This window comes from Burkholderia sp. 9120 (genome assembly GCF_000745015.1).
Taxonomy (GTDB): Bacteria; Pseudomonadota; Gammaproteobacteria; order Burkholderiales; family Burkholderiaceae; genus Paraburkholderia.
In genome coordinates this window covers 1,079,010-1,091,664 of sequence record NZ_JQNA01000001.1, presented here as the reverse complement: position 1 = coordinate 1,091,664, position 12,655 = coordinate 1,079,010, and the positions used below count along the sequence as shown (strand labels likewise).

Here is a 12,655-nt window from a genome sequence, read left to right as displayed (position 1 = left end):
CTTCATGAGTCGACTGATCATCGTATCGAACCGGGTTGCGCCGATCTCGGAGGGCGGTCCGGCGGCGGGCGGTCTGGCGGTCGGCGTGTACGACGCGCTGAAGGAAACCGGCGGCATGTGGTTCGGCTGGAGCGGCGACGTGCTCAGCTCGGGTCAGCCGCAGATCAAGGTCGAAGAGCGCGGGCCGGTGACCTTCGCGACTATTGCGCTGATGCGGCGCGACTACGATCAGTACTATCGCGGGTTCTCGAACGCGACGCTGTGGCCGGCGTTCCACTATCGCGCGGACCTGGTGCAGTACGACCGGCACGATTTCGAAGGCTACTGGCGCGTCAACGCGTGGCTCGCGCAGCAACTCGTGCCGCTGCTGCGCGACGACGACGTTATCTGGGTACACGACTATCACCTGATCCCGTTCGCGCAGGCGCTGCGTGCGGCCGGCGTGAAGAATCGCATCGGCTTCTTTCTACATATTCCGTTTCCGGCTTCGCAGGTGTTGCTGGCGGTGCCGCCGCATCGCGAACTGGTCGAAGCGCTCTGTTCGTTCGACCTGCTCGGCTTCCAGACGGCGCCCGATCTGCGCGCGTTCTGCGATTACATCGTCAACGAGGCGAACGGTTCGGTCGATCTGGCGGTAAGCGGTCCGTCGACGATTCATGCATTCGGCCGCACACTGCGCGCGGCCGCTTATCCGATCGGCGTCTATCCGGACGAGATCGCCGAACTCGCGAAAGCGGGCGAGCGCGGCAAACCGGTACGCACGATGAAAGCGACGCTGCATTCGCGCAAGCTGATCATGAGCGTGGACCGGCTCGATTATTCGAAGGGGCTGGTCGAGCGGTTTCGCGCGTTCGAGCGGCTGCTCGAACACCACACCGGGCAACGCAACAAGGTGTCGTTCCTGCAGATCGCGCCGCCGACGCGCGCCGACCTGCACGCGTATCAGGACATTCGCCTGCAACTGGAAGGCGAGTCGGGGCGGATCAACGGACGTTTTGCCGAACTCGACTGGACGCCGATCCTGTACATCCACAAACAGTACGAGCGCTCGGTGCTGGCCGCGCTGTTCCGTACCGCGCACGTCGGCTATGTGACGCCGCTGCGCGACGGCATGAACCTCGTCGCCAAGGAATATGTGTCGGCGCAGGATCCGGAGAATCCGGGCGTGCTGGTGCTGTCGCGTTTTGCGGGCGCCGCGCAGGAGCTGGACGGTGCGCTGATCGTCAATCCGGTCGATATCGACGGCATGGCCGAGGCGCTGGCGAGAGCGCTCGAGATGCCGCTCGCCGAGCGTCAGGCGCGTCATCGCGACATGATGGTGCAGTTGCGCGAGAACAATGTGTCGGTGTGGCGCGATAACTTCATGCGCGATCTGCAGGGCGCGGATGGTGCGAAGCGCACCGGAAACGGGAAGAAGCGTACGGCGCCGGGCAAGAAGGCGGCGAGTGCGAGTCTGGTTGGCTAGTCTGTTTCTCGGGCGCCTGGTTTGATTGAGGCGCGAGTTGTAAAAAAAGCCGCTCGGATGAGCGGCTTTTTTGTCGGCTGGCTGCCGTGACGATGAGGGCGACGGCTGCCGCCAGGTTTGCCGCCTGGCAGCTTCAGCGCGCGTGACTTCAAACCACGTGCTGTTCGTCGACCTTCTTACCGCCGACGTGCAGCGTCGTGCCCTTGCCGTATTGCTTCGCGAGCAGATCGCGATACAGGCCCGGACGTTGGCGCAGCTCTTCGGGACTGCCGTCGTCGATCACCTTGCCCGCGCTCATCACGATGATCCGGTCGAAGTTGTTCAGCGTGGACAGCCGGTGCGCGATCGCGACGACGGTGCGGCCCACCATCAGCCGATCGAGCGCTTTCTGGATCGCTTCTTCGGATGCGCTGTCGAGCGCCGACGTGGCTTCGTCGAGCAGCAGGATCGGCGCGTTCTTCAGGATGGCCCGCGCAATCGCGATCCGTTGACGCTGTCCGCCGGACAGCTTCACGCCACGGTCGCCGACGATCGTGTCGTAGCCTTCCGGCATCGCTTCGATGAAGTCGGCGCAACGCGCTTCGCGCGCGGCCGCCAGCACTTCTTCACGCGTCGCCTCGGGGCGGCCATAGGCAATGTTCTCGTACACCGAGCGATGGAACAGCGAAATATCCTGCGGCACCAGCGCGATCGCGTGGCGCAAGCTGTCCTGGCTAATCGTGGCGATGTCCTGACCGTCGATCTTGATCGCGCCGCCCTGGGTTTCATAGAACCGTTGCAGCAGCGCCAGCACGGTGGATTTGCCCGCGCCCGATTTGCCGATCAGACCGACTCGTTGCCCCGGCTGGATATGCAGATCGAAGTGGTCGAGAATCGGCCGGCGGCGCGGATAGGCGAACGTCACGCCTTCGAACGCGATGCGACCGCCTTGCGGCACGAGTTCGGACGCGCCGTCGCGGTCCGGCATGCCGTGCGGTTCGAGCAGCGTGCGCACCGCTTCCGCCAGACGCGCAACGTGCTGCGTCACGTCGACCAGCGCCACGGCCAGATCGCGCGTGCCGTGCAGAATCGTGAAGCCGAGCGAGCTGACGAGCACGATGTCGCCCGAGGTCGCCTTGCCCTGATCCCACAGCCACAGCGCCCAGCCCAGCAAGCCCGCCGACAGCAGCGCGGTGATCACCGCGTGCAGCAGGCGCAGCTTTTCCAGATACAGCAGGCTCTGCTGACGGGCGTCCATCTCCGCCTTGACCGTCGCGCCGAACCGTTGCTGCTCGCGAAACGTCATGCCGAAGGCGCGCACGAGACCCATGTTGCTGATCACGTCGACCAGCTCGCCGTCTACCGAAGCCGCCTTGGTCGCGAAATGGTGATGCCGCGCCGAGCCGCGCCCGGCCAGTTTGTACAGCACGACCGACAGAATCGCCGAGCACAGCATCAGGCCGCCCGCCATTAGCGGATTCACCGCGATGATCATGACGATCGCGCCCAGCACCGCGATGCACGGCGGCAGCACGTTCCACGCGGTGGTGTTCTCGGCGGTGTAGACCGCGTTCGACGTGGCCGTGATGCGGCTGGCGAGCATCCCCGGTTGCTTCTCAGAGTAATAGCTGGGCGAGTGGCCGCTCAGATACTGGAACAGATCGCGCCGCAGATCGCCCGTCACGGCGACGAACGTATGCGCGGCGACCCAGCCGCCGACCCGCCACAACAGATTGTCCGCGGCGATCAGGCCGACCAGGATCGCGAACGCGCCCCACAGCGGACCCGGATGGTGCCGGCCTTCGCCGAGCACGTCGATCAGATGTTTGATCGCGTATTGCGAAGCGAGCGCACAGCCCACGGCCGCAAACACGCTGCACAGGACGATCGCGTGCGCGAGCGGATGGCGGCGGATAAAGCGGAAGAGAAACGCAAGCGGCCGGTGCGCAAAGCTCGCGAGCTTTGCGTTTTCGGCGTTACGTTGGGCAATGGTTAAGTGTTCCAATTGATCGTGAGTAGGTCGATGTGAGTCGGGTTGTGCATGCAATGCGCGGGCCAGACGGAAAAAACTGTCGCCGCGAGGCCGATGCTTCGCATTGTAAACATGCAAAAGCGATTGCGCCCTGTGTATCCGGGCGTTGACGCGACTGATTTCGCGATAGACCTCCGCAACCTACTGGTGCTCGACCCCGAGAACCGCCCGGTGGTTCACACAAGTTGCGGAAAATTTCGAGATATAATTACAAATTGCATTCAACCGCGCTGCGGCATTTCTTCAACGCTTGCCGGCAAAGTTGACGCAGAGCCTTGCGGGGCCGTCCAGGCGGTTCATCCCGCAAACCAGTTGCCACTGTAGAACTGTCATAGAAAACAAGGGTTTGCAAAGTGTTTCGCGTGTGTAACAACGTAAAGACTTTGAAATGTTGTGGTGCAGCGAGATGCCCGGCATCGATAATGCATGCTTCGTAGGCCCATGAAATATCTGACAGTTTGTCAACGTAGCGGGTGCGTGTGCGTTTACCGGCACAGGCGCAGACGGTGACCCACTGATCTGGGCTCACTACCCCAAGCGATCCATCGCAGGATTTCTCGAAAGAATCAGGCCCGCGCCGGCGATCCCGGCCAGACTGCCCTGGCGAGCAAGCGAGTCGCTTTTAACAAACGCAGTATCTTTGCCTGATTTTTTACGAGGACTTTCATTATGCGAATCGCTCAAATCGCTCCGTTGCACGAGGCGGTTCCTCCCAAGCTGTATGGCGGGACGGAACGCGTGGTGTCCTACCTGACTGAAGCGCTGGTCGAGCAGGGCCACGACGTCACGCTCTTTGCGAGCGGCGATTCGATCACCTCGGCAAAGCTCGAAGCCTTCTGGCCGCAGGCGCTGCGCCTCGACCCGACGATCCGCGACGTGATGGCGCCGCATATGCTGCTGCTCGAAGAAGTGCGCCGCCGCGCGGACGAATTCGACGTGCTGCATTTCCACATCGACTACTACCCGTTCTCGCTGTTCGCGCGTCAGCCGGTGCCGTTCCTGACCACGCTGCACGGCCGTCTGGACCTGCCGGAACTGCAACCGGTCTTCAACACGTTCAGCGACGTGCCGGTCGTGTCGATTTCGGACAACCAGCGCATTCCGCTGCAACAGGCTAACTGGCTGCAAACCGTGTATCACGGCCTGCCGGAACACGTGCTCACGCCGATCCCCGACGTCGAGCCGGGCTACCTCGCTTTCCTCGGCCGCGTGTCGCCGGAGAAGGGCCTCGACCGCGCGATCCGTATCGCCGGCCAGGCGGGCATGAAGCTCAAGGTCGCCGCCAAGATCGACAAGGCTGACCGCGCCTATTACGAAGAAGTGATCAAGCCGCTGATGGCGCTCCCGCACGTCGAGTACATCGGCGAAATCGGCGAGACCGAAAAGCGTGAGTTCCTCGGCAACGCGCATGCACTGGTGTTCCCGATCGACTGGCCGGAGCCCTTCGGTCTGGTCATGATCGAAGCGATGGCATGCGGCACGCCGGTGATCGCGTTCAATCGCGGTTCGGTGCCGGAAGTGATCGAGAACGGCGTGTCGGGCTTTGTCGTCGAAGACGAAATCAGCGCGGTCGCGGCGGTCAAGCGCCTGCACACGCTGCCGCGCGCCAACGTGCGCAAGGCGTTCGAATCGCGCTTCTCGTCGAAGGTCATGGCGCAGAACTACGTCGCCACGTACGAAGAGCTGCTGCGTCAGAAGCACCGCTCGGTGCTGCGCGAAGTCAACGCCAGCTAATGGCTGGCGGGTGGCCCGCGGTGACTCGCGGGTAACCGATTAATGCCTGGTCGATAAGGCATCGGCAACGCACTCGCCATCCAGACAGACCGGCCGCAAGCGTGCTTCACGCACGCCGAAGCCACCCACAACGCCTCGCGCGCTAACCGCTCGCGGGGCGTTGTTGCATGCGCGCCGCGTTTTTTGCGACAAGCGATGGAAAGTGGGGTTTTCGGGGCGGCAAGAATGAGCCACTCTCCGTAATATCCCTATAATGGCCGTGCCGCAAATTTGGCTGCGGCGCCGCCGACGACAGGAGGATGCCTTGGCGAGAACGAAAGAGACGCGTGCGAACGCGGCGCCTGGCGCCGGAACGATTTTCGCGTTGCGCGCCGTCGGTCTCGTGCTGCTGGCTCGCTGGCTTTTTTCGATGGCGCAGATGGACCTGAGCGCGTCGTTGTCGGCGATGGTGTCGTCGCCGTGGGCGTGTATCAACCTGGTGTTCCTGTTCCTGTTGATCTTTCTGCCCGGCGCGCGCGCCGTGGCCGAGCGACCGCTTCATCCGCTGCCGCAATGGCTGCGGCAAGCAGTGCGTCTGTTTGCTTTCCTCGGTTTGCTGTTTGCGGTCTGGTCGGTCGGCGCCTTTGCGGCGAGCGCCGGCTGGCGGCGCGCGGCGCAAGCGGTGGCCTCCACCAACGGCTGGCTGCTCGTCGCGCCGGCGTTGTATGCGGCGGTGGTGTGGATCTGCCGCCCGCGCGCGTTGTGGCGAACCAATATCGCCGCGCGCCGTTTCGCGATTGGCCGCTACGCGGTCGCGCTCGATCCGGCCACGCGCACCGTGATCGTGTGGGCCGAGCGTCGCAAGGTCGGTCAGTACGACGCGCGCGAATTGTCCGTGCGCTGGGCGCTGGGGCAGGACGCCCGCGTAACGCCGACGCCGACGCCGGTGGTGGCCTTCAGCGCGGCCGGCGAGCCGGGCGGCGCGGCTGCGTCGCTTGGATCGGCCGCCGCTCCCGCGATGACGCGGGGCATTTTCGGCCGCCGTCCGAAGATCGAATTGCTGTGGGATTCGCCGGCCGCCGCGGGTCACAACCGGCAAACCGTATTTCGCGCCGCGTTGACGACCGAAGGCGATCGCGTCGCCGCTCGAGCACTCGACACTTCCTTGCGGCAGGTTTGATCCCGTAAGCTCTGTGCAGTCGGCCACACCGGTGGCCGGCGTGCGCATCGTAAAGTCAGCATTAGTCGATAATGACGTCATGCCGCCCGGCGCTTCACGACGGGCGAGTCAGACGTACAACGATCGTATTGCGTCTTTTCCAGGAGTCGCCATGCTGGTTCGCTGGTTGCTTGCCGCCCTTCATCTGCTCGCTTATGGTTTTGCGCTCGCGTCGATTCTGCGGCGCACCTGGGCGCTGCGCCGCGCCGCCGTACCCGCTGCCTTGCGCTCCGTGTTCCGCGCCGATACGCGCTGGGGCCTGTCTGCACTGGTGTTGATCGTGACTGGCTTGATGCGCGCTTTCGGCGGTTACGAGAAGGGCGCCGATTACTATCTCCACGAGCCGCTCTTCCACGTGAAGATGACGCTGCTGGTGGTGATTCTTATCCTCGAAGTGCCTTCCATGCTTGCGTTGCTGCGCTGGCGCGCGGCGGTCCGGAACGGCGTGCCGCCGGATCTGCGCAAGGCGCGTTCGTATGCGCGCTACAGCGTGATTCAGACCGTGCTGCTGGTGTTGATGGTGTTTGCCGCGACCGGCATGGCGCGCGGTATTGGCCTGCCGGCGGGCGTGGTGTGAGGTGCGGTGATTTGAAGTGATGGGTGTAGGAGGAACGCCGGAATAAAGCGCCGGTTAGCGACGGCTTCTGCCTGGCGTCCCACCCATTTGCTGCTATTTACTTCCCGACCAGCAAGCTGGAATCATCGGTTCGGTTAGCCCTGCTGCCGGCACCGTCCAGCATGATGTCCGACTCGCCCAGACCCTTGATCAACTCCAGCGCCTGACGTTCGAACAGCCGCCGGTAGAGGCCATTCTCGAGCCTGATCAGCGTTTCGTGACTGCCTTCCTCGATGACCTTGCCCTTGTCCAGCACGAGCAACCGGTCGAGCGCCCGCACGGTAGACAGACGATGCGCGACCACCAGCGTGGTGCGGCCCGTCATCAGCCGCTCCATGGCGCGCTGGATCAGCACTTCGCTTTCACTGTCGAGGCTCGATGTCGCTTCGTCCAGAATGAGGATCGGCGCGTCGGCGAGAAACGCGCGTGCAATCGCCACCCGCTGACGTTCACCCCCCGACAGCTTGACGCCTCGTTCACCGACCAGCGTGTCGTAACCGTTCGGCAGCTCGACGATGAAGTCGTGCGCGCTCGCGAGCCGCGCGGCCCGCTCGATCTCGGCGCGACTCGCGCCGGGCCGTGCATACGCGATGTTCTCCGCCAGCGACCGGTGGAACAGAACCGGCTCCTGCTGAACGATCGCGATCTGGCTGCGCAACGACGCTTGCCGCACCCCGGCGATATCCTGACCGTCGATCGTGATCCGGCCACCCGAAATGTCGTAGAGCCGCTGGATCAGCTTGATGAAGGTCGTCTTCCCCGAGCCCGAATGCCCGACCAGTCCGATGCGTTCACCCGGCGCGATACGCACGGAGAAGTTGTCGTACAGCGGCCGGCCGCTCGCACCGTAGTGGAACGTGACGTGCTCGAAGCGGATCTCGCCCTTGCCGATCGCGATCGAACCCGCGCCGGGATGGTCTTCGATACCGAGCGGCTGGCTGTCCAGCGAGACCAGTTCTTCCATGTCGTTGACCGAGCGTTGCAGATTGCGGATGTGCATCCCGACTTCGCGCAGATACCCCTGCAACATGAAGAACATGGTCAGCGCGAACGTGATGTCGCCCACCCCCGCCTCGCCGCGCGCCCACAGCAGCAGCGCGACGCCGAGAATCGAAGCCTGGATCGCCACCAGCATGCCGCCCTGTACGCCGCCGTTGATCGTGCCGCGCATCCACGTGCGACGCGTGCGATGGCGCCACTTGTCGATCACGCGCGCCAGCAGTGCTTCCTCGCGATCTTCCGCGCCGAACGCTTTGACCACGCCGTTGCAACTGACCGCGTCGGCGAGCGCGCCGCCCATGCGCGTGTCCCACGCATTCGCGAGACGCGCGGCCGGCGCCACGAAGCCGAGCGACAGCGCCACGGTCACCGCGATGTACAGCACCGAGCCGATACCGACCACCGCGCCCATCATCGGCCAGCGCCAGCCGAGCAGGAAGGTGGCGCCCATCAGCATCACCATGGACGGGAGCAGCGCGATGAGCAGCGTGTCGTTGAGCAGGTCGAGCGCCCACATGCCGCGCGTGATCTTGCGGACCGTGGAGCCGGCGAAGCTGTTGGCGTGCCAGTCGGTCGAAAAGCGCTGCACGCGATGAAACGCGTTCGCCGCGATCTCGCTCATCATCCTCAACGAAAGCCGGATGATGTTGAAGTACACGCCTTGCCTCAGCAGCGTAGCACCGAGACCCAGCGCGGCGAGCACGCAGAAGGCCGTGACCGCCGCTTGCCACGCGAGCGCGTCGTGTGCCGAACCGGACGCGATCGCTTCGACGAGGCGCCCGGCGAACAGCGGCGTGAGCACGTCGGCCAATGCAGAGAGCAGCACCAGCGCCGTGATGACGCAGACGCGCCAGGGCTGCTTCGCCCAGTGAAGGAAGGTAAAGCCGAGGACGTCCTTGAAGGCTTGTCCACGAAAGTCGAGTTTCTTTTTAGTCATTGCCACAACCCGATGGCGCGCGAGCGCACCGGGGTTCCAGTCAGAAGCGAAAGGAAGAGACAGTTAATCCGCGTCGGAACGAATCGAACCGGCAACGGGACTACGGACTGTCTGGAAATTGCGCGGCGTACCTGTTCAGGCCAAACCGCGTGAGCGACGTAGTGGCGACCGTTACGGTCGCGAAAACGCTCGCGAAACCATGCCGAGGAAAGCGAGATGCATGCTGAACATGTGACGCCTCCCTGAGGTTGGTGAGGTGGAGAAAGAAGAGCGGGCGATTGCCCGAAAACCAACTATATCAGCAGTATTTGGCCGCCGCAATCGTACGAAGATTCGGTATTGACGGCGAAGCCTTGCAATGCGAGCGCTTCAAAACAACGTCTCGTCCGAACCCGAGAGACCAATTGAAAAAGGGCTTACGCATTGCTGCGTAAGCCCTTTTATCTTCGGTGATCGACACACCAAAATTCTGGTGGGTAGTACTGGGATCGAACCAGTGACCCCTGCCGTGTGAAGGCAGTGCTCTACCGCTGAGCTAACCACCCGAAGAGAGCCGAATTATGTCAGGGATTTTAAGGCTCGTCTAGTACTTTTTAAGCGGTTTGCTCATCCGCGGACGGCGTCGGTTCGAGGCGCCAAACGCTCGTACCTTTGACCGCTTTGTCGAGACCGTCGAGCACCGCCTGGTGCGCGGCGAGTTCGTCGTCGCTGGCGGCGACCACGACCAGATCGAGCGATTCGAACGCGACGCGCGGGGCATGCGCGTCACCCCCGCCGTGCGAGTCGCCGAGCATGTCGATGACGAGGCTCTCCTGGCCGCGCGTCATCGCCAGATAGACTTCCGCGAGCAGTTCCGAGTCGAGCAGCGCGCCGTGCAGCGTACGGTGCGCGTTGCTGACGCCGAAACGGTCGCACAGCGCGTCGAGCGAATTACGCTTGCCGGGGAACATCTGCTTGGCGCGCGCCAAGGTGTCGATGATCTCGCCGCAATAGGTTCTGACCGGCGGCAACCCGAGCAGCGCGAACTCGGCATCGAGAAAGCCGATGTCGAACGGCGCGTTGTGAATGATCAGTTCCGCGTCCTGAATGAAGTCGCGAATCTGATCGGCGATCTCGGCGAACTTCGGCTTGTCGCTGAGGAATTCGGTGGTCAAGCCGTGCACGGCCAGCGCGCCCGGATCGCTGTCACGTTCCGGGTTGATGTAGAAGTGCAGGTTGTTGCCCGTCAACCGGCGGTTCACCATTTCGACGCAGCCGAGTTCGAGAATCCGGTCGCCGGTGCGCGCATTCAGGCCGGTGGTTTCGGTATCGAGGATGAGTTGACGCATGTCGGTTTAGCCTGCTTCAAAATTCGAAAAAAATTGCCGCGAAAAAATCAGGCGGGAAGGGTGCACGTGCGCTCCGCGCACACGCATCGCAGCCGTCGTCACGCCTGCGTGAGCGACGCGACGCCGCGATTGGCCAGTTGATCGGCGCGCTCGTTTTCCGGATGCCCATTGTGCCCACGGACCCAGCGCCATTCGATTTCGTGTTGCGCGACGAGCGCGTCGAGCCGTTTCCACAGATCGGCGTTCTTCACCGGCTGCTTGGCGGCGGTGATCCAGCCTTTCTTCTTCCAGCCGTGAATCCACTCGCTAATGCCTTTCTGTACGTACTGCGAGTCGGTGTGGACGACCGCTTTGCACGGACGCTTCAGCGCTTCCAGCGCGCCGATCACGCCCATCAACTCCATGCGGTTGTTGGTGGTGTTGGGCTCGCCGCCGAACAGTTCTTTTTCCTGGTCGCCGAAGCGCAGCAGCGCGCCCCAGCCGCCGGGGCCGGGATTGCCCTTGCAGGCGCCGTCGGTATAAATATCGATGAGATCGGAAGTCATTGAGTGTGGTTGCGTGTATTCGGGGTGGCGGCGGGCGCGAGGCCCGCGGCGAGGACTGGTTTCTTCACTTTCAGCGGACCGACGAGCCGCATGCCGCGCACGCGCTTGATCGCCTTGATCATGTAGGTGGCGCCGAAAATCGGCCACCAGCGGTCGCCGGCGGCTTCCATGAAACCATAGCGGGACAGCCATTGATCGCTGCCGAGCGGCGGACGATAGCAGCCGAAGCGCCCGCGTTCAAGGTCGAAACCCAGCAGCTTGATCCAGTCTTTGAGCCGCGTGAAGGCGATCAGGTCGACGGCGGCGGGCACGAACGGCCGCCCGGTCACCTTGCCGACCGATTGCCGCGCGCCCCACAGCGACAGCGAGTTGAAGCCGAGAATGATCAGTTGCCCTTCGGGCATCAGTACGCGCTCGGCTTCGCGCAGCAGCCGGTGCGGGTCGCTGGTGAATTCCAGCGTGTGCGGCATCACGATCAGGTCGACGCTTTGAGCTTCGAACGGCAAGTCGAGCAGGTCGCACCAGACCGCGCTGCGTCCGGCCGGCGCGGGCAGGCCGGCGAGCCCGTTTTGCCCGGGCTGGGGCCACAGACCCGCGCCGTTGTTCGCCGAGTGGCTATTGCCGCCATGCCGCAAACCGCGCGGATACGAGTAGGGCGCGCTCGCACCGCTCGCGGCGTCGAGCACGAGGCCGCGGCACGGCATGCGGTTCTCGCGCAAGGCGTCGAGTTGCGGCAGGCCGAGTTGCAGCGCGTGGTAGCCGAACACGTCGGACACCACGCGGTCGAGCTGGGTTTGCTCCCAGTCCAGCACGTAGCGGCCAGGTGGCGAATCGGTCCACGCGGGCCAGTCTATAATCGCTCGGTCAGTCATATCAAAGAATGCGTCGCCTATGAATGCGCTCGAGTACGTACCGGTCCCGGCGTTTGAAGACAATTACATCTGGGTCGTTTCCGACGGACATCACGCGGTCGTCGTCGATCCGGGTGAGGCCGCCCCCGTGCGCGCGTATCTGGCGAAACGGGGGTGGCGGCTGAGCGCTATTTTACTCACGCACCATCATCACGACCATGTCGGTGGAGTGGCCGATCTGCTGAATGGCCAGGCCGTACCCGTCTATGGCCCCGCCGGTGAAGCGATCGAGCACCTCACGCAGCGTCTTGAAAATGGCGATCGCGTCACGATCGCGGCGCCCGCGCTCGACTTCACGGTGCTCGACGTGCCCGGTCACACGAGCGGCCACATCGCGTATTTCCAGACGGCCGATCCGCGCGGCACGCCGCACGTGTTTTGCGGCGACACGCTGTTCGCGTGCGGCTGCGGCCGGCTGTTCGAAGGCACGCCGAAGCAGATGCTGGCGTCGCTTGACGCGCTCGCCGCGCTGCCCGGCGCCACCGAGGTTCACTGCGCGCACGAGTACACGCTGTCGAACATCCGCTTCGCGCTCGCGTGCGAGCCGGACAACGCCGAGCTGCAGGCCTGGCGCGACAAAGCGACCGAGTTGCGGGCGCGTCACGTGCCCACGCTGCCGACCACGATTGCCCATGAACGCGCGGTGAATCCGTTTTTACGCGCCGACGAACCGGCGGTCCAGGCGAGCCTGCAAGATCAATTGCATGAAAAAGTGCCCGATCGACTCGCCGCATTTACGCTGATGCGCGAATGGAAAAACCGCTTCCGTTGACCGCACCCGCATAAGGGTATTCCTCACGCGAAGAATCGGAAAAATTCGCCAAGCCTAAGATTTGCTTGATTTTTTCGGTATTTTTAGATTGACGTAAACGTCGCCGTTTCGTACTATCGGCTGCAAATTCCAGCCCTTG

Annotated in this window: 10 protein-coding genes and 1 tRNA gene; 5 read left to right on the top strand and 6 right to left on the bottom strand. The window is 63.5% G+C overall.

Annotated features, from left to right (window positions below; genetic code table 11):
* Window positions 1–4: 4 nt before the first annotated feature.
* On the top strand, window positions 5–1,465 hold the full coding sequence (otsA, locus tag FA94_RS04770; protein ID WP_035547276.1) for an alpha,alpha-trehalose-phosphate synthase (UDP-forming): 1,461 nt from the start codon (window positions 5–7) through the stop codon (window positions 1,463–1,465).
* A gap of 148 nt (window positions 1,466–1,613) precedes the next feature.
* On the opposite strand, the gene FA94_RS04765 is transcribed toward otsA, so the two are convergent.
* The gene (locus FA94_RS04765; RefSeq protein ID WP_035547273.1) at window positions 1,614–3,449 is read right to left on the bottom strand and encodes an ABC transporter ATP-binding protein; all 1,836 of its coding nucleotides are present in this window, start codon (window positions 3,447–3,449) and stop codon (window positions 1,614–1,616) included.
* 696 nt (window positions 3,450–4,145) lie between these two features.
* Between FA94_RS04765 and FA94_RS04760 the strand changes: the two genes are divergently transcribed.
* From FA94_RS04760 to FA94_RS04750, 3 genes are all read left to right on the top strand, one after another.
* The gene (locus tag FA94_RS04760; RefSeq protein WP_035547271.1) at window positions 4,146–5,210 is read left to right on the top strand and encodes a glycosyltransferase family 4 protein; all 1,065 of its coding nucleotides are present in this window, start codon (window positions 4,146–4,148) and stop codon (window positions 5,208–5,210) included.
* Window positions 5,211–5,514: 304 nt separating this feature from the next.
* Window positions 5,515–6,369 carry a hypothetical protein gene (locus FA94_RS04755; protein WP_035549317.1) on the top strand — a complete coding sequence of 285 codons (855 nt, stop codon included), beginning with the start codon at window positions 5,515–5,517 and terminating at the stop codon, window positions 6,367–6,369.
* Between the two features lie 151 nt (window positions 6,370–6,520).
* Entirely contained in the window at window positions 6,521–6,985 is a 465-nt protein-coding gene (locus FA94_RS04750; protein WP_035547269.1) for a DUF2214 family protein, read from the top strand.
* 97 nt (window positions 6,986–7,082) lie between these two features.
* On the opposite strand, the gene FA94_RS04745 is transcribed toward FA94_RS04750, so the two are convergent.
* The 5 genes from FA94_RS04745 to FA94_RS04725 all read right to left on the bottom strand — a co-directional run bounded on the left by FA94_RS04745 (window position 7,083) and on the right by FA94_RS04725 (window position 11,705).
* Window positions 7,083–8,960 (bottom strand): ABC transporter ATP-binding protein, encoded by a 1,878-nt coding sequence (locus tag FA94_RS04745; RefSeq protein WP_035547266.1) that lies wholly within the window; start codon window positions 8,958–8,960, stop codon window positions 7,083–7,085.
* Between the two features lie 470 nt (window positions 8,961–9,430).
* A tRNA-Val gene (locus FA94_RS04740) sits at window positions 9,431–9,505 on the bottom strand.
* 48 nt (window positions 9,506–9,553) lie between these two features.
* A complete protein-coding gene (dnaQ, locus tag FA94_RS04735; RefSeq protein WP_035547263.1) occupies window positions 9,554–10,288 on the bottom strand; it encodes a DNA polymerase III subunit epsilon in 735 nt (244 codons plus the stop codon).
* A 98-nt stretch (window positions 10,289–10,386) separates the two neighbouring features.
* Window positions 10,387–10,833, bottom strand: coding sequence for a ribonuclease HI (gene rnhA / locus FA94_RS04730; RefSeq protein WP_035547260.1), 447 nt, complete (start codon window positions 10,831–10,833; stop codon window positions 10,387–10,389).
* A complete protein-coding gene (locus FA94_RS04725) occupies window positions 10,830–11,705 on the bottom strand; it encodes a class I SAM-dependent methyltransferase (protein ID WP_035547258.1) in 876 nt (291 codons plus the stop codon). The genes rnhA and FA94_RS04725 overlap by 4 nt, the downstream gene beginning before the upstream one ends.
* Window positions 11,706–11,724: 19 nt before the next feature.
* Here FA94_RS04725 and gloB point away from each other — a divergent pair, with 19 nt between their 5' ends.
* Window positions 11,725–12,516 (top strand): hydroxyacylglutathione hydrolase, encoded by a 792-nt coding sequence (gene gloB / locus FA94_RS04720; RefSeq protein WP_035547256.1) that lies wholly within the window; start codon window positions 11,725–11,727, stop codon window positions 12,514–12,516.
* The last annotated feature ends 139 nt before the right edge of the window (window positions 12,517–12,655 follow it).